The organism is Mesorhizobium sp. SEMIA396, assembly GCF_024518615.1.
GTDB lineage: Bacteria > Pseudomonadota > Alphaproteobacteria > Rhizobiales > Rhizobiaceae > Mesorhizobium.
In genome coordinates, this window is the sequence record NZ_JANIFC010000003.1 from 210,820 (window position 1) to 230,711 (window position 19,892).

Here is a 19,892-nt window from a genome sequence, read left to right on the forward strand (position 1 = left end):
TGCCAAAAGAGGGATTCGGTCCAATGGCAACCAAGGCAAGAAAGCCCGCGCCCGCCAAGGGCAAGGCGACCCAATCCAAGGCCGGCGCCGGCCCGGCGATGACAGCCCGTTCGAAGGACGCCAAGCCGGCCTTCGGCAAGGCAGCGCCGAAGAAAGTGGTGCCGACCGCAGCGAAAGCCGCGCCGAAAGCCGCAAAGCCGAAGAAGCCCGCGAGTTCCAGCGACTCCCTGAGCGGCAGTGCGATGCGCACGGCCAAGGCGACGGCCAACGTCGCTGCCGGCGCGGTCATGGTCGCCGCCCGAGGTGCTGCGTCGCTCGCCGCTTCCGTCATGGGCAAAGGCGGTTCGAAGGCCAAAGCGAAGGCCAAATAGCCGCGCTTCGAAGGCTGGCTATCCCTTGGCCGGGATGGTCAGGCCTTTCTGCACCGCCGGCCGCGCCAGGCCGCGCTCCAGCCATGTCGAGACATTGGCGAAATCGTCGAAGCCGACGAGTTCGCGGGCTTCGTACAAGCCGATCAGGTTGCGCACCCAGCCGAGCAGCGAGATGTCGGCGATGGTGTAGTCATTGCCCATGATCCACTTGCGCCCCTTCAGCCTGCCGTCGAGCACACCGAGCAGTCGCTTTGACTCGTCGCGATAGCGCTCCAGAGGGCGTTTGTCGGCGATCTCGCGGCCGGCGAATTTGTGGAAGAAGCCGACCTGGCCGAACATCGGCCCCACCGAAGCCATCTGGAAGAACACCCACTGGATGGTCTCGTAGCGGCGCGCGGCATCGATGGGCATGAGCAGGCCGGTTTTTTCAGCGAGGTAGAGCAGGATGGCGCCGGATTCGAACAGGCCGATCGGCTTGCCGTCCGGACCGTTCGGATCGATGATCGCCGGTATCTTGCCGTTGGGATTGAGCGACAGGAATTCCGGTGTCCAGCTTTCGTTCTTGCCGATGTTGACCAGATGCGGCTCATAGGGCAGGCCGAGCTCCTCCAGGGCGATCGATATCTTCACGCCGTTCGGCGTTGTCGCCGAATAGAGCTGGAGCTGGTCCGGATGCTTGGCCGGCCAACGCGTTGCGATCGGAAAGGCGGACAGGTCTGCCATGGAAACTCCTGAATGGGGTTCGCGCCGAGCGGCGCGGTCTTGGCGGGTCGGCCAAGGATTAGACGCGGCGCACGGCACGATCAATATGGCGGTGAAGGTTTCGTCGTGCACGAACAATCAACGGAATGGTCTGCCTGAGGCAGATCGCGCGCCCCTTAGATCAGACGGCCTTGAAGGCCAGCACGGCATTGGTGCCGCCGAACGCGAAGCCGTTGCTGATCGCGGCGCGCACCTTGCGCTCGCGAGGCACGTTCGGCGTGACGTCGAGGTCGCAATCGGGATCGGCCTCGCGAAAATTGGCCGTCGGCGGCACCATGCCTTCGCGGATCGCCATCACGCAGGCGATCATCTCCAGCGCCCCCGATGCGCCGAGGCAATGGGCGTGCATCGACTTGGTCGACGACACCGAAAGCTTGTAGGCATGGTCGCCGAAGACGCGCTTGATCGCTGCCGTCTCGATCTGGTCGTTGGCCTTGGTGCCGGTGCCATGGGCGTTGAGGTAGTCGACATCCTCGGGATTGAAGCCGGCATCGGCCAGGCAGGCGCGCATGGCCGCTGTCGGCCCTTCGACGGTCGGCGCGACAATGTCGGAGGCATCGGCGGAGAGGCCGGCGCCGGCGACCTCGGCAAGGATGGTGGCGCCGCGCGCCATGGCATGCTCGTAGGTTTCCAGGACCGCCATGCCGGCGCCCTCGCCGAGCGACAGGCCCTGGCGATCCGCCGAGAATGGCCGGCAGGTATCGGGCGCCAGCACGCGCAATGCTTCCCAGCCCTTCAGGATGCCCCAGACCAGCGGCGCATCGGTGCCGCCGGCGACCATCACATCGGCGCGGCCAAGCCTGATCTGGTCGACGGCCGAGGCGATGGCGTGGTTGGAGGAGGAGCAGGCCGAGGTGACGCCGAAGACCGGGCCGCGCAGGCCCAGACTCATGCTGACATGGCCGGAGGCCGCGCTTGGCATAACCTTTGGCACGGTGAAGATACCGGCGCGGTTCTTGCCCTCGACCAGGATGGCGCGATAGCTCTCTTCGATCGCCTCCCAGCCGCAGACGCCGACACCGACGACGGTGCCCATCCGATAGGTGGTGGCTTCATTCGAAACCAGGCCGGCCTCCTGCATGGCTTCTCTGGCTGCGATGGTCGCCAGCAGGCTGAAGCGGTCCATCGACACGGTCTGCTTGCGGTCGATTCCGTGATCGGGAAGCGCCTTGATTTCGCAGCCGACCTTGACCTTCAAATCATGCAGTTGGGGACTTGTGATCTGGCCGATGGCCGAGCGGCCGGCGCGCATCTCGTTCCAGATCGCGGGCGCGCTGGTGCCGAGCCCGCAAATGCCGCCCATGCCGGTGATGACAACGCGCTGCCGCATTCAGTTCAGGCTTTTTTCGCGATCAGCGCGCGCACAGCTTCGACCATGTCGCCGACGTTCTTCAGATTGCTCCAGGCGTCGACCGTGTTCATCTCGATCTCGATGCCATACTCTTCCTCAAGATCGAAGATAATCTCCGTCAGCTCGAGCGAATGGATGCCAAGCGAGGTCAATTCGGTGGTGGTGGTGATTTCTTCGCCGCCCGGCTCGGCATGAGCCTTGATCTTCGCGATGATATCCGTTGCCAGCTGGTCGGCCATTCGGTTCCTTCCCCACTATCTCGACGTTTCCCGACGCCAACTGAGCAGCGCCCCTTTTTCTCCTGGTATCAAGCCGTCGTCGTCGTTTAATGCCTCCGCCAAGCGCAGCATGACCGTACCAAGGTGGTTCCCTCTATAGAAACCGAAACGTTGTCAAGCAACAAGCTATATCGAACTCCATATCGACAAAGCCGACGGAGTGCTTAACGTGCAGGCATGGATATGGGCGAACCTAGCGGCGAACATGACGGGATTTCGACGCAGCGCGTTGCGGGCGTCGCGCGGCTTTCCTGCGCGCTCAGTGAGGGCCGCACGCGCCTGCGGCGCCTCTATCAGGACGGCGCCGCCAAGATAAGGATGCCGGCCGTCTCGGCCGATCCGTTTGAGGCGGTGCTGATCAACACCGCCGGCGGGATGACCGGCGGCGACCGTATCGCCTGGGAGGTGGATGTCGGCGCGGCCGCTTCGGCATCGATCACCACGCAGGCCTGCGAGAAAATCTACCGGGCCGCGTCCGACCGTGCCGAAGTGCGGGTCAATTTGTCGGTCGGCGAAAATGGCCGGATCGCCTGGCTGCCGCAGGAAACCATCGTCTTCGACCGGGCGGCCTTTGCCCGCACGCTCGACGTCGAGCTTGCCGTCGGCGCCGAGGCGCTGGTGCTGGAAGCCGCCGTCTTCGGCCGCCTGGCGATGGGCGAACGCGCCACGCAGGGCAACTTCCATGACCGCTGGCGTGTGCGCCAGGATGGCGCCCTCATTCATGCCGAGGATTTCCGCATCGGACCCGATATCGCCGCCACGCTCGACCGCCCGGCGGTTGCCGGCGGCGCGATCGCGGTGGCGACGCTGCTTCTGGTGTCGCCACGCGCCGAGGCCCTGCTCGACCGGGTTCTGGAGATCGTCGGCGAACACGGCAGCGCCAGTGCCTGGAGCGTGAAGAAATCTGGCAAGCTTCTTGCGAGGCTCTACGCCGGGGACGGCTACCGGCTGCGCCAGCGGCTGGTTCCACTCGTCGAATTGCTCAACGGAAGGGCGGGGTTGCCCAAATTATGGTCACTATAGGCCTGTCTCTACCAATCCAGGGAAACGCATGAACCTGACGCCGAGGGAAAAGGACAAGCTGCTGATCGCCATGGCGGCGATCGTGGCGCGCAAGCGGCTCGAACGCGGCGTCAAGCTCAACCATCCGGAAGCGATCGCGCTGATCACCGACTTCGTCGTCGAAGGCGCCCGCGACGGCCGTCCGGTCGCCGAACTAATGGAAGCCGGCGCTCATATCGTCAGCCGCGCGCAAGTCATGGAAGGCATCGCCGAGATGATCCATGACGTGCAGGTCGAGGCGACTTTTCCCGACGGCACCAAGCTGGTGACCGTGCACGAACCGATCCGTTGAGGAGGACAGGATGCTGGAGCTGCGTCCCAACTGCGAATGCTGCGACAAGGACCTGCCGCCGGAGGCGACGGATGCGCTGATCTGCACCTTCGAGTGCACCTTTTGCGCCGGATGCGTGGAACAGGTGTTGGGCGGCATCTGCCCCAATTGCGGCGGTGGTTTTTCGGCGCGGCCGATCCGCCCGCCAGCGATGCTGAAGAAATATCCGGCGTCGAGCAGACGCGTTCTCAAGGCTGAAGGCTGCGGTCCCAGCAAGGCGGCGTAAACACCAGACCGAGCAAAACGAAAGGCAAACAGATGATCCCCGCCAAACGCCTCTGCCTGTCGGCGATCCTGCTGCTGGCCGCTGCCATGCCGGCCTATGCTCATGTCGGCATCGGCACGGCCTCCTCCTTCACGGCCGGCTTCATGCACCCGCTTTCCGGGCTCGATCATATGACGGTGATGGCCGCAGTCGGGCTGTGGGCGGCGCTCAAGGGCGGCAAGGCGGTTCTTGCCTGGCCGGCGGCCTTTGTCTGCGTCATGCTGGTCGGCGGCGCGCTGGGTATGCTGCACATGCCGCTGCCCTTCGTCGAACCGGGCATACTGGCATCGGTCGTGACGCTCGGGCTGCTGGTGGCGCTGGCGATCGATCTGCCGGTCTCGGCCGGGGTCGCCATCATCGGCCTGTTCGCACTTTTCCACGGCCACGCGCATGGCACCGAGGTGCCGGAGAATGCCGGCGGGCTTGAATACATGGCCGGCTTTGCCATCGCCACGCTGTTGCTGCATGCCGCCGGCATCGCTGCCGGTCTCAGTCTCGGCATCCGGTTCCGTGGAGTGGCCCGTGCTGCCGGTGCCGCCTGTGCGGCGATCGGCATCGGTCTCGCCTTCGGCATCGTGTGAGGGCGACCATGATCCCCGGTGAAATCATCACGGTGGGCGGCGACATCGAGCTCAACAAGGGCCTGCCGACCGTCACCCTGAAAGTCGCCAACAGCGGCGACCGGCCGGTCCAGGTCGGCAGCCACTACCATTTCTTCGAGACCAATGAGGGGCTGAAATTCGACCGCGAGCGCGCCAGGGGCATGCGCCTCGACATTGCCGCGGGCACGGCCATGCGTTTCGAGCCGGGCCAGGAGCGCGATGTCACGCTGGTGCCGCTCGGCGGCAAGCGCGAGGTCTACGGATTTCAGCAGAAGGTGATGGGCAAGCTGTGAGATCTCAAGCTGTGAGATCTTTCGGCGCGCTCAGCTCAGTTCGATGGCTTGGCCGCGGCGTAGATGACGATCTTTCCGGGATCGTCGAATTCGACGGCAAGGACATCCTGCGCCTGCACGCGCTGCGATTCGATGGCGTTGAACAGCAGCGCGTTGGCTTCGATCTCCTTGCGCAGCTCGGTGATGTCGTCCTGATGCTGCTTGACCTTGCTTTCGATCTCCGGCGGCGGGCCGCCTTCGCTGCGCGCGGCGTCGGTGAGGAACACGATGTCGACCTTGTCGAGCTTGGACGTCTTGCGTACCGTACCGATGTTTTCACGCGTGCGGTCGATCGCCGTGTTGACGTTTGCGGCCTCAGTGGTGGCCTTGGTCTCTTCCTGCTTGACCTGCGAGCCGACGATGCGGTTGACGGTCTCCGTGCTTTCCAGCCCTTGCGCCTTCAATCCGGTAGCCGGACCGGCAGCCGCCAGGAACGCCATGGCGGCGACTGCCTGCATTCTGGTCGAGAAAGTGATCGCCATCGCTCGCTCCTGAGAGAAATCGTTTCGGGGCGCGGGTTAGCGCGAAAAGAACAAAACGAATCCCGCCCGGCGAAGGTTCCTTTCCCGATGCGGCCGGCCGGCCGGATGCCGGCCCGCCGTGCCGTGGCGTCAGCTCGCCTTCTTGGTGATCAGGGTCAGTGCGCCATTGGGTTCCATACTGGCCGCGACCACCTGCGCCGAGGTCATTCCCTTGGCCTCCAGCGCCGACTTCACCTTGGGCGTGGCGTCGATCGAGCTGCGCAGTTTCTTCAAGCCGTCATCGCCGCGCTGGGCGATCACCTGGTTGACCTGCGTCTGGGTGTCCTTTGGCAGCTCCGTGATGTCGACGATGTTGACGCTCTGGATCGTCGGCACCGCCGGCTGAGCCTGGGGCGTGGCTGGAGCAGGCGTTGCCGGCGCCGGAGTGGGCTGTGGCGCGGGTTGCTGCTGGGCACTGGCGGCGCCAGCCAGCATCAGGCTGGCAGCTGCGGCAAGAATTATCGTTTTGCGCATGGATTTTCCTTTCCATCGATTGGCAAACGGTCGGTCTGGGGTGACCCCCTAACCTCAACCGCCAAATGGGATCAGAAGGTGTCGCCCAGCGGGTCATTGCGTGACCATAGGATGGCAGCAATGTGCAGCCGCGCTTCAATCCAACCGCATTTCGGCAAACCGCATTTCGGGAGCAATCGCTGATGGCCAGAATTACCCGCGCCGCCTACGCGCAGATGTATGGCCCGACGGTCGGCGACAAAGTGCGCCTTGCCGACACCGAACTGTTCATCGAGGTCGAGAAGGATCTCACCATCCATGGCGAAGAGGTGAAATTCGGCGGCGGCAAGGTGATCCGCGACGGCATGGGCCAGAGCCAGGTTTCCAGAGCCCAGGGCGCCGTCGACACGGTGATCACCAACGCACTGGTGATCGATGCCAGCGCAGGCATCTTCAAGGCCGATATCGGGCTTCGCGACGGCCGCATCGCGGCCATCGGCAAGGCCGGCAATCCGGACACGCAGGATGGCGTCACCATCATCATTGGTCCCGGCACCGAGATCATCGCCGGCGAGGGCAAGATCCTGACCGCAGGCGGCTTCGACGCGCATATCCACTTCATCTGCCCGCAGCAGATCGAGGAAGCGCTGATGTCAGGCATCACCACCATGCTCGGCGGCGGCACCGGTCCGGCGCACGGCACGCTGGCCACCACCTGTACGCCGGGGCCATGGCACATGGCCCGCATGATCCAGTCCTTCGATGCCTTCCCGATGAACATCGGCCTGTCGGGCAAGGGCAATGCCTCCCTGCCCGCCGCGCTTGAGGAAATGGTGCTGGGCGGCGCCTGCTCGCTGAAGCTGCACGAAGACTGGGGCACGACGCCGGCGGCCATTGATTGCTGCCTGTCGGTCGCCGACGACTACGACGTGCAGGTGATGATCCATACCGATACGCTGAACGAATCCGGCTTTGTCGAGAACACGGTCGCCGCCATCAAAGGCCGCACCATTCATGCCTTCCACACCGAGGGTGCCGGCGGCGGCCACGCACCTGACATCATCAAGGTCTGCGGCCTGCCCAACGTCATCCCGTCCTCGACCAACCCGACGCGGCCCTACACGGTCAACACGCTGGCCGAGCATCTCGACATGCTGATGGTCTGCCATCATTTGTCGCCGTCGATCCCTGAGGACATCGCCTTTGCCGAAAGCCGCATCCGCAAGGAGACCATCGCGGCGGAAGACATTTTGCACGACATCGGCGCCTTCTCGATCATCTCGTCGGATTCGCAGGCCATGGGCCGTGTCGGCGAAGTCGCGATCCGCACCTGGCAGACCGCCGACAAGATGAAGCGCCAGCGCGGCTCGCTGCCGCAGGAGACCGGCAACAACGACAATTTCCGCGTCCGCCGCTACATCGCCAAATACACGATCAACCCGGCCATCGCGCATGGGCTGTCGAAAGACATCGGCTCGATCGCGGTCGGCAAGCGCGCCGACCTGGTGCTGTGGAACCCGGCCTTCTTCGGCGTCAAGCCGGACATGGTGCTGATCGGCGGCATGATCGCCGCAGCGCCCATGGGCGACCCCAACGCCTCGATCCCGACGCCGCAGCCGATGCACTACCGGCCGATGTTCGGCGCCTATGGCAAGGCCAGGACCAACTCGTCGGTGACCTTCGTTTCAAAAGCCGCGCTCGAATCAGGCCTGCACGGCAGGCTCGGTGTCGACAAGCAGTTCGTCGCCGTCGAGAACACCCGCGGCGGCATCGGCAAGCATTCGATGGTGCTCAACGACGCCACGCCGCATGTCGAGGTCGATCCGGAAACCTACGAGGTGCGTGCCGACGGGGAATTGCTCACCTGCGAGCCGGCTACCGTGCTGCCGATGGCGCAGAGGTATTTTCTGTTTTAGGATTGCTGCGCCCACGACGTATCGGACCCATCATGGACGAGCAAAAGAAACTTGCCTTAATTTCGAGGATGGGCGCGCTGCAAAAATACAACGGCGGCATTGCCCCACTCTCCATGCCGCTTGTTACATTGGAAGAATATTTCGATGGGGCTCAAGGCGAAGCCGGATTGCTGTGCAACAGCCCGGAGGCACCGAACAATGATACGGTTCTGGCTACATTTCAGTCGATACGGAAAAAGCCCGAAGTTCACGATGTCCGGATAGCGATCGTGCAGTGCGATGATGGAGAATGGCCATTCTCTGACAAAGTCGTCATTACAACGCGCGCCAGCGAAGAACATGTGATTGGCTGGCTGCCATCAGGCTTCGAGCCGGACGAAACCTGGGAAGGAGATGTCGATCACCTGCCCGCCGAGCAGATTGAAGTTCCGGCCGGCTACCGAAAGCTGTGGCTTTGGTATGATTAGCCGAAATTGTCGAAGCAGCTGGTAAGACACACGAATGGCCACCGAAATCGCTTCCGCCCACGACATCTTCCCGCACATCCGCATCGTCATGGGCATGGTGATCGGGCTTGGCGTCGCCCGCCTGCTGTCGGGGGTGGCGCGCATCGTCCAGCATCCCGGCCAGTACAAGCTCTATCCCGTGCATCTGGCCTGGGTCGTCTCGGTGCTCCTGATGCTGGTGCATTTCTGGTGGTGGGAGTTCGGCCTCTACGCCATCGAAACCTGGACCTTCGGCAAGTACCTGTTCATCATCTTCTACGCGATCACGCTGTTCCTGCTGTGTGCGCTTTTGTTTCCCGATTCGATGCTGGACTACACCAGCTACGAGGATTTCTTCTATTCGCGCCGTGCGTGGTTCTTCGGCCTGCTGGCTGCGACCTACCTGCTCGACGTGGTCGACACGCTGCTGAAGGGGCCGGAGCATTTCGCCCGCTTCGGCAGCGAGTATCTGTTCCGCACGCCGGTCTTCGTCGCGCTCTGCATCATCGCGATCCTGGTGCGCGACCGCCGCTTCCACATCGCCTTCGTCACGGCGGCGCTTATCTACCAGATATCGTTCATCCTGCGGCTCTTCGACACCATCGTCTGAACGAACGCGATGGTCTAGCTTGTTGGAGAAAGGCAGGGTTCGACATGTACAAGGCCGTTGGATCGCGCGGATCCCGGGTCAGCCGCGTTCTCTGGATGCTCGAGGAGCTCGGGCAGCCTTATGAATTGGTCGAGGTTCATCTGCGCTCACCGGAAGCCTATGCGCTCAACCCATCGGGCAAGGTGCCGATCCTCATCGACGGCGAGCTGACGGTGACGGATTCGGCGGCGATCTGCGTTTATCTAGCCGACAAGCATGCCGACAAGGACATGGGCGCCAACCCGGGCGTCGCGGGCCGTGCCGAGATGGATTCCTGGATGCATTTTGCCCAGAGCGAGTTGGAAGCGCCGCTGTGGAACAAATTGCGCCATCGCTTCCTGCTGCCTAGGGATGTGCGCGTCGATGTCGGTCCTGCGGCGGCTTACGATTTTGCCTCGGAACTGAAGGCGCTGGAGCGGCGGCTGGGCGACAAACCGTTTGCGCTCGGCGATCGGTTTTCCGCTGTCGATGTGCTGCTCGGCGACATGGGCGGCTGGGCTCGCGCCGGCCGATTCCCGATCGACTCCGAGCGCGTCAACGCCTATTTCGACCGCGTGCTGGCACGGCCCGCCCGTGCACGGGCGCAAGCAAATGGGGGATCCATGAAATGAAGCTCAACCTCAACACCGACTTCACCAAATTCCCGCGGGCCGTCTCCGTACTGTCCGCCGGCAACGCCGGAACCACGCTACCGTCCGGCCGGGCCATTCTCGCCCATGACGAGCGGCATTTGCGCCGCCGCGCCATCGAGCTTGCCGACGGCAGCAAGGTGCTGGTCGACCTGCCCGAACCCGTCGCCTTGAACGATGGCGACCGGCTGGTGCTGGAGGATGGCGGCCATGTCGAGATCATCGCGGCGCCGGAAGAGGTCTATGACATCCGCGCCCGCGACGGCGTGCATCTGGCCGAGCTCGCCTGGCACATCGGCAACCGCCATCTCGCAGCAAGCATCGAGGCCGGTCGCATCCTCATCCTGCGGGACCATGTTATCAAGGCGATGCTGGAGGGGCTCGGCGCCACGGTGGCCGACGTTTCCGAACCGTTCAAGCCGGTGCGCGGCGCCTATTCCGGGCATGGCGGGCAAAGCCACGATCACGGCCATGCGCATGCCCACAGCCACGCCGAAGCGCACAGCCATTCTCATGACGAAGCGCATACCCATTCGCACAGTCACGCCGGCCATCACCACGATCATGGCTGACCAGCCTTCGAACATCGCCCTGCTGCGGCTGATGGCGTGGCTGTCGCCTGCCTTTCCGGTCGGCGGCTTTTCCTACAGCCATGGTCTCGAGCGCGCGGTGCATGACGGGCTGGTTGCCGATGCCGGGAGCCTGGCCGGCTGGCTGGAAACGCTTGTCGAGATCGGTTCGGGCTGGAACGACGCCGTGCTGTTCGCCGAGAGTTGGCGCCGCGCACGCCACGCCGGTGATCTCGATGAAGTGGCGGCACTCGCCGAGGCGCTGGCCGGCTCGCGCGAACGCCATACCGAAACCATGCTGCAGGGTGCGGCCTTCCTCAAAGCGGCGGCAGCCTGGCCAAATCCGGTGCTGAAACGGCTGCCGGCTGAATGCGCCTATTGCGTCGCCGTCGGCGCTGTTGCCGGCGGCAATTCAATTGCGCTTCAGGATGCGCTGTCAGCCTTCCTGCAAACCTTCTTCTCCAACCTCGCCCAGGCGGCGATCCGGCTTGGCATCGTCGGCCAGAGCGGCGCGACCACGTTGTTAGCCGGCTTCGAGCCGCTGGCGCTGACGACCGCAGCCCGCGCCGCGCGCTCGACACTGGACGATCTCGGTGGCTGCGCCTTCGTCTCCGATGTCATGGCGATGAAGCACGAAACCCAGTATTCGCGGCTGTTCCGCTCATGACTTTTCTCGCCTTCGCGCTCTCCCTTGTTCTGCTGCTGATCACCGCGCTGCATGTCTATTGGGGTCTTGGCGGCATCTGGCCGGGCCGGGATGCGGCCTCGTGCGCTCGCGCCGTGGTCGGTTTTCGCGGTGTCGATGAGATGCCGTCGCCGTTCGCCAGTTTCGCCGTTGCCGCGTGCCTGTGCCTGGCGACACTATGGCCGCTGGCGCTCGAAGGCGTCTTTGCTTCACCCTTCCCAAAGCAGGGCCTCGCCGCCACTTCGCTGCTCATCGGCCTAGTGTTCCTGGGTCGCGGCATAGCCGGCTTCACGCCATGGTGGCGGCGGCTGGCGCCGGAACAACCTTTCGCGCGGCTCGATGTCCGCTATTATTCGCCGCTCTGCCTGTTGATCGGGCTCGGCTTTGCCATCCTCGCCATCACGGAGTTTCCGACATGACACAGACAAATGGCCCGCTGCGCATCGGCATTGGCGGCCCGGTCGGTTCGGGCAAGACGACGCTGACCGAAAAACTGTGCAAGGCGTTGCGCGACGAGTTTTCCATCGCCGTCGTCACCAACGACATCTACACCAAGGAAGACGCCATGATGCTGGCGCGGCTGCAGGCACTGCCCGAGGACCGCATCATGGGTGTCGAGACCGGCGGCTGCCCGCACACCGCCATCCGCGAGGATGCGTCGATCAATCTGCAGGCAATCGCCGAAATGAACAGGAAATTCCCGGATCTCGACATCGTCTTCATCGAATCCGGCGGCGACAATCTTGCCGCGACCTTCTCGCCTGACCTCGCCGACCTGACGCTCTATGTCATCTCGGTTTGCCAGGGCGAGGAGATTCCGCGCAAGGGCGGGCCGGCGATCACCCGCTCCGATTTCCTGGTGATCAACAAGAGCGATCTTGCTCCTTACGTAAACGTCAATCTCGATGTCATGGAGAGCGACGCCGGCCGCATGCGCGGAAAACGGCCGTTCGGCTTCACCGACCTGTCGCGCGGCAAGGGGCTGCAGGAGGTGATCGATTTCATCATCGAGCATGGCGGCCTGCGGGCCAGCGGTGCCGCTGCCAGCACGGCAGCGTGAGACAGCTATCCCTGCACCAACCAAAACCGGTTGCGGACATGGGCTGGCCACGGCATTCTTGCCGAAACCGGAGGATTTTAGGATGAGCCTTGCCCGTCTGCAAAAGGAAACGCTGACCAACCTGCCCTACTATGAGGAGCGCGTCGATCTTGCCTGCGCCTTCCGCTGGACGGCACGGCTCAACATGCATGAGGCGGTGGCCAATCACTTCTCGCTGGCCGTCAATGATGGCGGGACACAGTTCCTGATGAACCCCAACCAGGTGCATTTCTCGCGCATCAAGGCGAGCGACCTTCTGATGATCGATGCCAACGATCCAGAAACGCTCTCCGGCCCCGATGCGCCCGACCCAACGGCGTGGGGACTGCATGGCGCCATCCATCGCAATGTGCGCCACGCGCGCTGTGTCATGCATGTCCATTCGATCCACGCCACGGTGCTGGCATCGCTCGCTGACTCGACACTGCCGCCGATCGACCAGAATTCAGCGATGTTCTTCAATCGCCATGTCGTGGACGCGCATTATGGCGGGCTGGCCTTCGAGGAGGAGGGCGAGCGCTGCTCGCAGCTTCTCGTCGATCCCAAGGTCAAGGTGATGGTGATGGGCAATCACGGCGTGCTGGTCATCGGCGACACGGTCGCCGATGCCTTCAACCGCATGTTCTATTTCGAACGCGCCGCCGAGACCTACATCAAGGCGCTGTGGACCGGCCGCCCGCTGCGCACGCTTTCCGACGCGATCGCAGAAAAGGCCGCGAGCGAGATGGACGACTATCCCGGCCAGGCCGAACGCCATCTCAGCGAGTTGAAGGCGATCCTCGACGAGCAGGAACCGGTTTACCGGAATTGAGGACCCTTCTCCCCGTCACTATACGGGGAGAAGGTGCCGGCAGGCGGATGAGGGGCGGCGCAAGCCCCGAAAGTGTGGGACGAACCAAAACTCGGCCTGACCGTGATCTCAATACGCCATGGAAAGCGCCTTCATTGTCAATCGCGGCGCCGCCCCTCATCGCCCTGCCGGGCACTTCTCCCCGTATAGTGACGGGGAGAAGGACGCTCTTATTCGCCGGTTTCGCCAATCATCGACGTCGCAGGAAGAGCCACCCACTTTCCCCAAGCTTAAAGCCCCAGTTCAGTCCGCAATTCCTCGGCGCTGTTGATGACGACGGCGCCGGGCGGGCCTTCCATCGGCTTTTCCGGCCAGAAGATCGTTTTCATGCCCGCCGCCAGTCCCGCCATGGCGCCCGGCCAGCTGTCGTCGATCGCCACGGCGTGCGTAGGGTCGACATCGGCCAGATAGGCGGCGCGCAGGAACGGCTCGGCATGCGGCTTGCCTTCGCGCACATCGTTGCGGCTGATCGTCTTCATGCCGGGGTAGATCAGGCCGACCATGCTCAGATTGGCGTCGACGATCATCCGGTCCGAATTCGAGACCACGGCCTGCTGGATGCCTCTTGCACGCAGCTCGTTGAATATCTCGATCGCGCCCGGGCGCGGCTTCAGCCCCTCGACCAACGGCAGATAATGCTCGTATTTGCGCACGATCCAGTCGTCGAAAGGCAGGTCCAGGCCGAACTCGTCGCGCATCATCTCGTAGACCGGCCAGGCGGCGACACCGAGCACGCGCTCATGCAGATCGTCCGGCGGGACAAGGCCGACATTGCGCATCGCCGCCATCAGGGCTGCTTCGTGCAGCGGTTCGCTGTCGACCAGCGTGCCGTCCATGTCCCAGAAAACCGCTTTCGGCATCATGTGAGGCTCCTTTTTGCCATCCCTTAAAGGGTTTGAGCCGGGAGATAAACCTTCGGAGCACAAGAACCTGCCGCCTGCCGGGACCGCGGCCAAGTCTCTTTGGCGACACAGGCAAAAAACTGGGCCGTGCCTACGCCGATCGACAGCAAGCAATTGCTCCCGAGATTGACAATTGCGCAGCAGGCCGTTCCCTGCGAAAGTGGGCATGGGCCGCTCTCATGACCGGCGGTCTCGGGAGGCAGGACTTTGAATAGCCGGCAGGATGGTGGCAGCAACAGGCTGGACGATGCGGCGCGCGCCGGCTGGCTTTATTATGTTGCCGGCAACACACAGGACCAGATCGCTTCGACGCTCGGCATTTCGCGGCAAACGGCGCAGCGGCTGGTATCGCTGGCGGTGTCGGAGGGCTTGATCAAGGTTCGCGTCGACCATCCGATCGCCAACTGCCTCGATCTGGCGGCACGGCTGAGATCGCGCTTTGCGCTCGATCTGGTCGAGGTGGTGCCGAGCGACCCCAATTCGTCCTCGACCACGATCGGCATCGCCGAAGCGGCTGCCGCCGAGATCGAGCGGCGGCTGCGGTCACCGACCCCGATCGTCATGGCGATCGGCACCGGGCGCACGCTGAAGGCGGCGATCGAGCAGTTGCCGCCGATGGAATGCCCGCAGCACAAGGTGGTGTCGTTGACCGGCAACATCTCGCCGGACGGCTCGGCAGCCTTCTACAACGTCATCTTCACCATGGCCGACAGGGTCAAGGCGCGCTCCTTCCCGATGCCGCTGCCGGTCATCGCCTCGTCGCCGGAGGAGCGCGAGATGCTGCTCAACCAGCCGATGATCCAGCCGACGCTTGCGCTTGCCGCCGAGGCCGACGTCACCTTCATCGGCATCGGCGATCTCGGCCCCAAGGCGCCGCTCTACGAAGACGGCTTCATTTCGGAGAGCGAATTGAAGGCGCTGCAGAAGGCCGGCGGCATCGCCGAGATCGTCGGCTGGGTGTTCGATAGGGAGGGCCGCATGATCGAGGGCATCACCAACGACCGGGTGTCGTCGGCGTCGCTTCCGTCACGCGAGAAATCACTGGTCATCGCACTGGCCATGGGCGAACGAAAGCTGCCAGGCATCCTGGCGGCCGCGAACCGGCGGCTGATCAACGGCCTCATCACCGATGAACGGACCGCCGCCGCCCTGCTGGCCAACATCTGACCGGAACCACAACTGATTTGCGATAAAACCAACCGCGCTAGCTGTGCCGCCCGAAAGGGTCATTGCCATCGAGAAAACCGAGATCGCGCTGCAGATGCGGCGACAGGTCCCTGATGTCGAGATGTGCTCGTCTTTTGGCCGCGAACCAGCCGAATCCATCCGTCAGCCACGAAAACCAGCGGTGATCCGGTGCGGGAGTGCATTTTTGCTGCGCCATGGTCATGATCGTCAACCTTCGCTATCCTGAACCCGAATGACGGGTTGACTAGGAATGTCGGTCTTGACGGCAGTCTTTGCCAATCGAACGTCGATAAGGACCCATAAGGAGGCTTTATGCCGGACCTCAGCTCTCGGCAGGTTGCACAGCTTCCGCCGCTGCAGGCGATCCGGGTGTTCGAAGCGGTGGCGCGGCATCTTTCCTTCACCAAGGCCGCCAGTGAACTTGCCATGACGCAAGCGGCGGTCAGCTATCAGATCAAGGTGCTGGAGGAACGGGTCGGCGCGCCGCTGTTCCTGCGACGACCACGCCAGATCGCACTCACCGAGGCTGGACAGCGCCTCGCGCCGGCGGTCAGCGAGGCCTTTGCCATTCTCGGTCAGGCCTATGCCGCGGCGCGTGGCGGGGCCGACGGCTTGCTGTGCGTCACGACGGTGCTGACATTCGCCTCGAACTGGCTCGCGCACCGGCTGGGGTCGTTCCAGATCGCCCATCCAGCGCTGGCGGTGCGGCTCGAAACGTCGAGCCGCCTGACCGACTTTGCCCGCGAGGATACCGATATCGCCATCCGCTCGGGCGGCGGCAAATGGCCGGGCCTGGAGGCGCACAAGCTGCTCGATGCCGACTTCACGCCGATGCTGAGCCCGAAACTCGCGGCGACCATCGGCGGCGTCAGGGAACCGGCGGACCTGTTGCGGCTGCCGATCCTCGATCCCGGCGACATCTGGTGGACGCAATGGTTCGAGGCTGCCGGCGTGCATTCGCACGATCTTGCCAAGCGGCCCGGCAGCAGCATGGGCGCGCAGGCCTATGAGGCCAATGCGGCGATCGCCGGTCATGGCGTCGCGGTCCTGACCAGGGCGCTGTTCAAGGCGGAACTTGCCGACGGGCGCCTGATCCAGCCTTTCGATCTGGTTGGCGACGACGGCCATGCCTATTGGCTGGTCTACCCCGAAGCGCGCCGCAACGTGCCGAAGATCCGTGCCTTCCGCGACTGGCTGCTGGCCGAGATCGCCGGCTGACCGGCAAGCTTTCGGGCTGCGCCTGGTTCTCGCAGATCTATCCGCTGCTGCCTCACTGTATCCGGCCGGGATGATTCTCGCCCTGGCAATTTCCGCTCGTCCCGGCCTGCGGTGTCGCCCGGGTGCTGCGCTGCAGCATCGAATCCGACTTGACATAATTCACGCCAAGTGAGTAATTGCCCAAAGCCAAGGCAAATGCTCATCTTGGTTCAAGGGAGGAATTTGATGAAACTTCGCACGCTCACCCTGGGCTTGTTGTCGGCCAGCACGCTTGCGTTCGCCGCACATGCCGAATCCATCACCATCGCCACCGTCAACAATGGCGATATGGTCCGCATGCAAAAGCTGACCGAGGACTTCACCAAGGCGAACCCCGACATCCAGCTCAACTGGGTCACGCTCGAAGAAAACGTGCTGCGCGAGCGCGTCACCACCGACATCGCCACCAAGGGCGGCCAGTACGACGTGATGACCATCGGTACCTACGAGGTTCCGATCTGGGCCAAGCAGAGCTGGCTGCTGCCGCTCGACAAGCTCGGCGACGACTACGATGCCAAGGACATCATCCCCGCCATCGCAGGCGGCCTTTCGGTCGACGGCAAGCTCTATGCCGCGCCCTTCTACGGCGAAAGCTCCTTCGTCATGTACCGCAAGGACCTGATGGAGAAGGCCGGGCTGAAGATGCCCGACGCGCCGACCTGGGACTTCATCAGGCAGGCCGCCGACAAGATGACCGACCGCGCCAATGGCGTGAACGGTGTCTGCCTGCGCGGCAAGGCCGGCTGGGGCGAGAACATGGCCTTCCTGACCGCCATGTCGAACTCCTTCGGCGCGCGCTGGTTCGACGAGAACTGGAAGCCACAGTTCGATCAGCCGGAATGGAAGAACACGCTGCAGTTCTATGTCGACCTGATGAAGGCCGACGGCCCCGAGGGTGCGTCCTCCAACGGCTTCAACGAAAACCTGGCGCTGTTCCAGCAGGGCAAATGCGGCATGTGGATCGACGCCACCGTCGCTGCGTCCTTCGTCTCCGATCCCAAGGCATCGCAGGTCGCAGACAAGGTTGGATATGCGCTGGCACCCGACAATGGCCTGGGCAAGCGCGGCAATTGGCTGTGGGCATGGTCGCTGGCGATCCCCGCCGGGACGCAGAAAGCCGATGCCGCCCAGAAGTTCGTCTCCTGGGCGACCAGCAAGCACTATGCCGAACTGGTCGCTTCGAAGGAAGGCTGGGCCAACGTTCCTCCGGGCACGCGCTCCTCACTCTATGCCAATGCCGAGTACCAGAAGGCGGCTCCGTTCGCCAAGATGACGCTGGACTCCATCAACGCCGCCGACCCGACGCATCCGACCGTCAAGCCGGTGCCCTATGTCGGCGTCCAGTTCGTCGCCATCCCCGAGTTCCAGGGACTTGGCACCACGGTCGGCCAGCTCTTCTCGGCGGCTCTTGCCGGCCAGTCGAGTGTCGACGATGCGCTGAAGCAGGCCCAGGACGCTGCCACCGCGGCAATGACCGAAGGCGGATACATCAAGTAAGGCTCCTCCCGGTGCCGACTGCCGGTCGCCTCCTTGACCGGCAACGGCCGCCCGAATTCCCAGTTCGGGCGGCCGCCTTTAACGCCTTTTGAAAATTCAGTCTGACCAGTGAAGGGTGACGTCATGGCTACTCAGCAGACCCGTTCGCTTGCCCGTTTCATGATGGCGCCATCCGTGGTGCTGCTGTTCGTCTGGATGATTGTGCCGCTGGTCATCACCATCTGGTTCTCTTTCCAGCAATACAATCCGCTCAATCCGATCCGCGACGGCTTTGTCGGCTTCTCGAATTACGCGTTGTTCTATTCCAACCCGGCCTTCCTGCAGTCGATCCTCAACACGCTCACATTGGTGGTCAGCGTGCTCCTGATCACGGTGATCGGCGGTATCCTTCTGGCGCTGCTGATCGATCAGCCGATGTGGGGCCAGGGCATCGTGCGCATCCTGGTCATTTCGCCGTTCTTCGTCATGCCGCCGGTGGCCGCATTGGTGTGGAAGAACATGATCATGCACCCGCAATATGGGGTGTTCGCCGACATAGCGCGCTTCTTCGGGGCCCAGCCGATCGACTGGTTCGGGCAGCATCCGATGCTGGCGATCATCATCATCGTCGCCTGGCAATGGCTGCCTTTCGCCACGCTCATTCTCTTGACCGCGCTGCAGTCGCTCGACGGCGAGCAGAAGGAAGCCGCCGAGATGGACGGCGCCGGCTTCATCAGCCGCTTCATCTATCTGACGCTGCCGCACATGTCGCGCGCCATCACGGTCGTCATCCTGATCCAGACGATCTTCCTTCTCTCCGTCTATGCCGAGATCCTCGTCACCACCAATGGCGGCCCGGGATACGCCTCCACCAACCTGCCCTTCCTCGTCTACCAGAAGGCGTTGCTGGAGTTCAAAATCGGCCAGGCATCCGCCGGCGGTGTGATCGCCGTCATTCTCGCCAACATCGTTGCCTTCTTCGCCATGCGCGCCGTCGGCAAGAACCTGGACAAGTAAGGGAGGCTACGATGGCACGCTCAGTCACCACCCAGCACAAGACGATTGCGACAGTTGCCGCCTGGATCGTCGCCCTGCTGATCTTCTTCCCGATCCTCTACACGATCATCACCTCGTTCAAGTCGGAGCAGGAAGCCATCCAGGGCTTCAGCATCATCCCGTCGGGAACGTTCGAGAGCTATGCCGAGGTTCAGGCGCAGAGCGGCTACTTCAAATTCTTTTTCAACTCGGTGCTGCTCTCGGTCGGCTCGACCATCCTGGCCCTGCTCGTCGCCATACCGGCGGCATGGTCGATGGCCTTCTCGCCGACCAAGCGGACCAAGGACATCTTGATGTGGATGCTGTCCACCAAGATGATGCCCGCGGTCGCGGTGCTGTTCCCGATCTACCTGATCTTCCGCGACACAGGACTGCTCGACAGCCGGATCGGCCTGATGATCATGCTGATGCTGATCAATCTGCCGATCGTGGTGTGGATGCTCTAGACCTACTTCCGCGAAATACCGGGCGAGATCCTGGAAGCGGCACGCATGGACGGCGCGTCGCTGTGGAACGAGATCGTCTATGTGCTGACGCCGATGGCGGTGCCGGGCATCGCCTCGACGATGCTGCTCAACATCATCCTAGCCTGGAACGAGGCGTTCTGGACGATCCGGCTGACGACGACGGAAGCAGCACCGCTGACCGCCTTCATCAGCTCGTTCTCCAGCCCGCAAGGCCTGTTCTGGGCCAAGCTCTCGGCCGCCTCGACACTGGCCATCGCGCCGATCCTGATCATGGGCTGGTTCAGCCAGAAGCAGCTGGTGCGCGGCCTGACATTTGGTGCGGTCAAATAATTGATG

26 protein-coding genes and 1 pseudogene are annotated in these 19,892 nt (G+C 63.3%); 20 read left to right on the forward strand and 7 right to left on the reverse strand.

Annotation, left to right across the window (positions count from 1 at the left end; translation table 11 throughout):
- Nucleotides 1-23: 23 nt before the first annotated feature.
- Complete coding sequence (locus NP503_RS10455; RefSeq protein WP_127267260.1) at nucleotides 24-371, forward strand: hypothetical protein; 348 nt, start codon at nucleotides 24-26, stop codon at nucleotides 369-371.
- 18 nt (nucleotides 372-389) lie between these two features.
- Here NP503_RS10455 and NP503_RS10460 read toward each other — a convergent pair whose 3' ends face one another.
- The 3 genes from NP503_RS10460 to NP503_RS10470 all read right to left on the reverse strand — a co-directional run bounded on the left by NP503_RS10460 (nucleotide 390) and on the right by NP503_RS10470 (nucleotide 2,723).
- Entirely contained in the window at nucleotides 390-1,094 is a 705-nt protein-coding gene (locus tag NP503_RS10460) for a glutathione S-transferase N-terminal domain-containing protein (protein WP_127267259.1), read from the reverse strand.
- Nucleotides 1,095-1,254: 160 nt separating this feature from the next.
- Nucleotides 1,255-2,463 (reverse strand): beta-ketoacyl synthase, encoded by a 1,209-nt coding sequence (locus tag NP503_RS10465; protein WP_127273593.1) that lies wholly within the window; start codon nucleotides 2,461-2,463, stop codon nucleotides 1,255-1,257.
- A gap of 5 nt (nucleotides 2,464-2,468) precedes the next feature.
- Nucleotides 2,469-2,723, reverse strand: coding sequence for an acyl carrier protein (locus tag NP503_RS10470; RefSeq protein WP_013528393.1), 255 nt, complete (start codon nucleotides 2,721-2,723; stop codon nucleotides 2,469-2,471).
- A gap of 222 nt (nucleotides 2,724-2,945) precedes the next feature.
- Here NP503_RS10470 and NP503_RS10475 point away from each other — a divergent pair, with 222 nt between their 5' ends.
- The 5 genes from NP503_RS10475 to NP503_RS10495 are packed head-to-tail and all read left to right on the forward strand — an operon-like array spanning nucleotide 2,946 to nucleotide 5,315.
- Complete coding sequence (locus NP503_RS10475) at nucleotides 2,946-3,785, forward strand: urease accessory protein UreD (protein ID WP_127269529.1); 840 nt, start codon at nucleotides 2,946-2,948, stop codon at nucleotides 3,783-3,785.
- A 28-nt stretch (nucleotides 3,786-3,813) separates the two neighbouring features.
- Nucleotides 3,814-4,116 (forward strand): urease subunit gamma, encoded by a 303-nt coding sequence (locus NP503_RS10480; RefSeq protein WP_127269528.1) that lies wholly within the window; start codon nucleotides 3,814-3,816, stop codon nucleotides 4,114-4,116.
- A gap of 10 nt (nucleotides 4,117-4,126) precedes the next feature.
- Nucleotides 4,127-4,381 (forward strand): DUF1272 domain-containing protein, encoded by a 255-nt coding sequence (locus NP503_RS10485; protein ID WP_127269527.1) that lies wholly within the window; start codon nucleotides 4,127-4,129, stop codon nucleotides 4,379-4,381.
- Nucleotides 4,382-4,413: 32 nt separating this feature from the next.
- Entirely contained in the window at nucleotides 4,414-5,001 is a 588-nt protein-coding gene (locus NP503_RS10490; protein ID WP_127269526.1) for a HupE/UreJ family protein, read from the forward strand.
- Between the two features lie 8 nt (nucleotides 5,002-5,009).
- Nucleotides 5,010-5,315, forward strand: coding sequence for an urease subunit beta (locus NP503_RS10495; RefSeq protein WP_127269525.1), 306 nt, complete (start codon nucleotides 5,010-5,012; stop codon nucleotides 5,313-5,315).
- 35 nt (nucleotides 5,316-5,350) lie between these two features.
- Here the strand turns inward: NP503_RS10495 and NP503_RS10500 are convergent, their stop codons facing one another.
- Nucleotides 5,351-5,836 carry a hypothetical protein gene (locus NP503_RS10500; protein WP_127269524.1) on the reverse strand — a complete coding sequence of 162 codons (486 nt, stop codon included), beginning with the start codon at nucleotides 5,834-5,836 and terminating at the stop codon, nucleotides 5,351-5,353.
- Nucleotides 5,837-5,965: 129 nt separating this feature from the next.
- Nucleotides 5,966-6,349 carry a hypothetical protein gene (locus NP503_RS10505; RefSeq protein ID WP_127269523.1) on the reverse strand — a complete coding sequence of 128 codons (384 nt, stop codon included), beginning with the start codon at nucleotides 6,347-6,349 and terminating at the stop codon, nucleotides 5,966-5,968.
- 182 nt (nucleotides 6,350-6,531) lie between these two features.
- Between NP503_RS10505 and ureC the strand changes: the two genes are divergently transcribed.
- From ureC to NP503_RS10550, 9 genes are all read left to right on the forward strand, one after another.
- On the forward strand, nucleotides 6,532-8,244 hold the full coding sequence (gene ureC / locus NP503_RS10510) for an urease subunit alpha (RefSeq protein ID WP_127271601.1): 1,713 nt from the start codon (nucleotides 6,532-6,534) through the stop codon (nucleotides 8,242-8,244).
- Between the two features lie 32 nt (nucleotides 8,245-8,276).
- On the forward strand, nucleotides 8,277-8,711 hold the full coding sequence (locus NP503_RS10515) for a hypothetical protein (protein ID WP_127272482.1): 435 nt from the start codon (nucleotides 8,277-8,279) through the stop codon (nucleotides 8,709-8,711).
- Between the two features lie 34 nt (nucleotides 8,712-8,745).
- Nucleotides 8,746-9,339, forward strand: a complete 594-nt coding sequence (locus NP503_RS10520; protein WP_127268405.1) for a hypothetical protein — start codon at nucleotides 8,746-8,748, stop codon at nucleotides 9,337-9,339.
- Nucleotides 9,340-9,383: 44 nt separating this feature from the next.
- Complete coding sequence (locus NP503_RS10525; protein ID WP_127268406.1) at nucleotides 9,384-9,989, forward strand: glutathione S-transferase family protein; 606 nt, start codon at nucleotides 9,384-9,386, stop codon at nucleotides 9,987-9,989.
- Nucleotides 9,986-10,579 carry an urease accessory protein UreE gene (ureE, locus tag NP503_RS10530; protein WP_127268407.1) on the forward strand — a complete coding sequence of 198 codons (594 nt, stop codon included), beginning with the start codon at nucleotides 9,986-9,988 and terminating at the stop codon, nucleotides 10,577-10,579. Before NP503_RS10525 ends, ureE begins: the two co-directional genes overlap by 4 nt.
- On the forward strand, nucleotides 10,572-11,243 hold the full coding sequence (locus tag NP503_RS10535) for an urease accessory protein UreF (protein WP_164748834.1): 672 nt from the start codon (nucleotides 10,572-10,574) through the stop codon (nucleotides 11,241-11,243). The genes ureE and NP503_RS10535 overlap by 8 nt, the downstream gene beginning before the upstream one ends.
- Complete coding sequence (locus NP503_RS10540; protein ID WP_127268408.1) at nucleotides 11,240-11,680, forward strand: DUF3995 domain-containing protein; 441 nt, start codon at nucleotides 11,240-11,242, stop codon at nucleotides 11,678-11,680. The genes NP503_RS10535 and NP503_RS10540 overlap by 4 nt, the downstream gene beginning before the upstream one ends.
- Nucleotides 11,677-12,321, forward strand: a complete 645-nt coding sequence (gene ureG, locus NP503_RS10545; protein ID WP_127268409.1) for an urease accessory protein UreG — start codon at nucleotides 11,677-11,679, stop codon at nucleotides 12,319-12,321. The genes NP503_RS10540 and ureG overlap by 4 nt, the downstream gene beginning before the upstream one ends.
- Nucleotides 12,322-12,403: 82 nt before the next feature.
- Nucleotides 12,404-13,171 carry a class II aldolase and adducin N-terminal domain-containing protein gene (locus NP503_RS10550; RefSeq protein ID WP_127268410.1) on the forward strand — a complete coding sequence of 256 codons (768 nt, stop codon included), beginning with the start codon at nucleotides 12,404-12,406 and terminating at the stop codon, nucleotides 13,169-13,171.
- Nucleotides 13,172-13,440: 269 nt separating this feature from the next.
- On the opposite strand, the gene NP503_RS10555 is transcribed toward NP503_RS10550, so the two are convergent.
- Nucleotides 13,441-14,073 (reverse strand): HAD family phosphatase, encoded by a 633-nt coding sequence (locus NP503_RS10555; protein WP_127268412.1) that lies wholly within the window; start codon nucleotides 14,071-14,073, stop codon nucleotides 13,441-13,443.
- A 246-nt stretch (nucleotides 14,074-14,319) separates the two neighbouring features.
- Between NP503_RS10555 and NP503_RS10560 the strand changes: the two genes are divergently transcribed.
- A complete protein-coding gene (locus NP503_RS10560; RefSeq protein ID WP_127268413.1) occupies nucleotides 14,320-15,279 on the forward strand; it encodes a sugar-binding transcriptional regulator in 960 nt (319 codons plus the stop codon).
- A gap of 37 nt (nucleotides 15,280-15,316) precedes the next feature.
- Here the strand turns inward: NP503_RS10560 and NP503_RS10565 are convergent, their stop codons facing one another.
- A complete protein-coding gene (locus NP503_RS10565; protein WP_127268414.1) occupies nucleotides 15,317-15,502 on the reverse strand; it encodes a hypothetical protein in 186 nt (61 codons plus the stop codon).
- A 110-nt stretch (nucleotides 15,503-15,612) separates the two neighbouring features.
- Here NP503_RS10565 and gcvA point away from each other — a divergent pair, with 110 nt between their 5' ends.
- The 4 genes and pseudogenes from gcvA to NP503_RS10585 all read left to right on the forward strand — a co-directional run bounded on the left by gcvA (nucleotide 15,613) and on the right by NP503_RS10585 (nucleotide 19,886).
- On the forward strand, nucleotides 15,613-16,518 hold the full coding sequence (gcvA, locus tag NP503_RS10570; protein WP_127272481.1) for a transcriptional regulator GcvA: 906 nt from the start codon (nucleotides 15,613-15,615) through the stop codon (nucleotides 16,516-16,518).
- 225 nt (nucleotides 16,519-16,743) lie between these two features.
- Entirely contained in the window at nucleotides 16,744-18,054 is a 1,311-nt protein-coding gene (locus NP503_RS10575; RefSeq protein ID WP_127268865.1) for a sugar ABC transporter substrate-binding protein, read from the forward strand.
- 123 nt (nucleotides 18,055-18,177) lie between these two features.
- Entirely contained in the window at nucleotides 18,178-19,050 is an 873-nt protein-coding gene (locus NP503_RS10580; protein WP_013528414.1) for a carbohydrate ABC transporter permease, read from the forward strand.
- Between the two features lie 11 nt (nucleotides 19,051-19,061).
- Nucleotides 19,062-19,886: pseudogene (locus NP503_RS10585) on the forward strand (carbohydrate ABC transporter permease).
- The last annotated feature ends 6 nt before the right edge of the window (nucleotides 19,887-19,892 follow it).

What these genes read in the sequence shown, in the direction of transcription:
- NP503_RS10490 (WP_127269526.1), top strand. Translation starts at nt 4,414, where the DNA reads ATGATCCCCGCCAAACGCCTCTGCCTGTCGGCGATCCTGCTGCTGGCC.
- NP503_RS10565 (WP_127268414.1), bottom strand. Translation starts at nt 15,502, where the DNA reads ATGACCATGGCGCAGCAAAAATGCACTCCCGCACCGGATCACCGCTGG.
- NP503_RS10525 (WP_127268406.1), top strand. Translation starts at nt 9,384, where the DNA reads ATGTACAAGGCCGTTGGATCGCGCGGATCCCGGGTCAGCCGCGTTCTC.
- NP503_RS10505 (WP_127269523.1), bottom strand. Translation starts at nt 6,349, where the DNA reads ATGCGCAAAACGATAATTCTTGCCGCAGCTGCCAGCCTGATGCTGGCT.
- NP503_RS10550 (WP_127268410.1), top strand. Translation starts at nt 12,404, where the DNA reads ATGAGCCTTGCCCGTCTGCAAAAGGAAACGCTGACCAACCTGCCCTAC.
- NP503_RS10580 (WP_013528414.1), top strand. Translation starts at nt 18,178, where the DNA reads ATGGCTACTCAGCAGACCCGTTCGCTTGCCCGTTTCATGATGGCGCCA.
- NP503_RS10485 (WP_127269527.1), top strand. Translation starts at nt 4,127, where the DNA reads ATGCTGGAGCTGCGTCCCAACTGCGAATGCTGCGACAAGGACCTGCCG.
- ureG (WP_127268409.1), top strand. Translation starts at nt 11,677, where the DNA reads ATGACACAGACAAATGGCCCGCTGCGCATCGGCATTGGCGGCCCGGTC.
- NP503_RS10520 (WP_127268405.1), top strand. Translation starts at nt 8,746, where the DNA reads ATGGCCACCGAAATCGCTTCCGCCCACGACATCTTCCCGCACATCCGC.
- ureC (WP_127271601.1), top strand. Translation starts at nt 6,532, where the DNA reads ATGGCCAGAATTACCCGCGCCGCCTACGCGCAGATGTATGGCCCGACG.
- NP503_RS10475 (WP_127269529.1), top strand. Translation starts at nt 2,946, where the DNA reads ATGGGCGAACCTAGCGGCGAACATGACGGGATTTCGACGCAGCGCGTT.
- NP503_RS10460 (WP_127267259.1), bottom strand. Translation starts at nt 1,094, where the DNA reads ATGGCAGACCTGTCCGCCTTTCCGATCGCAACGCGTTGGCCGGCCAAG.
- NP503_RS10500 (WP_127269524.1), bottom strand. Translation starts at nt 5,836, where the DNA reads ATGGCGATCACTTTCTCGACCAGAATGCAGGCAGTCGCCGCCATGGCG.
- NP503_RS10480 (WP_127269528.1), top strand. Translation starts at nt 3,814, where the DNA reads ATGAACCTGACGCCGAGGGAAAAGGACAAGCTGCTGATCGCCATGGCG.
- NP503_RS10495 (WP_127269525.1), top strand. Translation starts at nt 5,010, where the DNA reads ATGATCCCCGGTGAAATCATCACGGTGGGCGGCGACATCGAGCTCAAC.
- NP503_RS10515 (WP_127272482.1), top strand. Translation starts at nt 8,277, where the DNA reads ATGGACGAGCAAAAGAAACTTGCCTTAATTTCGAGGATGGGCGCGCTG.
- NP503_RS10575 (WP_127268865.1), top strand. Translation starts at nt 16,744, where the DNA reads ATGAAACTTCGCACGCTCACCCTGGGCTTGTTGTCGGCCAGCACGCTT.
- ureE (WP_127268407.1), top strand. Translation starts at nt 9,986, where the DNA reads ATGAAGCTCAACCTCAACACCGACTTCACCAAATTCCCGCGGGCCGTC.
- gcvA (WP_127272481.1), top strand. Translation starts at nt 15,613, where the DNA reads ATGCCGGACCTCAGCTCTCGGCAGGTTGCACAGCTTCCGCCGCTGCAG.
- NP503_RS10535 (WP_164748834.1), top strand. Translation starts at nt 10,572, where the DNA reads ATGGCTGACCAGCCTTCGAACATCGCCCTGCTGCGGCTGATGGCGTGG.
- NP503_RS10455 (WP_127267260.1), top strand. Translation starts at nt 24, where the DNA reads ATGGCAACCAAGGCAAGAAAGCCCGCGCCCGCCAAGGGCAAGGCGACC.
- NP503_RS10540 (WP_127268408.1), top strand. Translation starts at nt 11,240, where the DNA reads ATGACTTTTCTCGCCTTCGCGCTCTCCCTTGTTCTGCTGCTGATCACC.
- NP503_RS10555 (WP_127268412.1), bottom strand. Translation starts at nt 14,073, where the DNA reads ATGATGCCGAAAGCGGTTTTCTGGGACATGGACGGCACGCTGGTCGAC.
- NP503_RS10470 (WP_013528393.1), bottom strand. Translation starts at nt 2,723, where the DNA reads ATGGCCGACCAGCTGGCAACGGATATCATCGCGAAGATCAAGGCTCAT.
- NP503_RS10465 (WP_127273593.1), bottom strand. Translation starts at nt 2,463, where the DNA reads ATGCGGCAGCGCGTTGTCATCACCGGCATGGGCGGCATTTGCGGGCTC.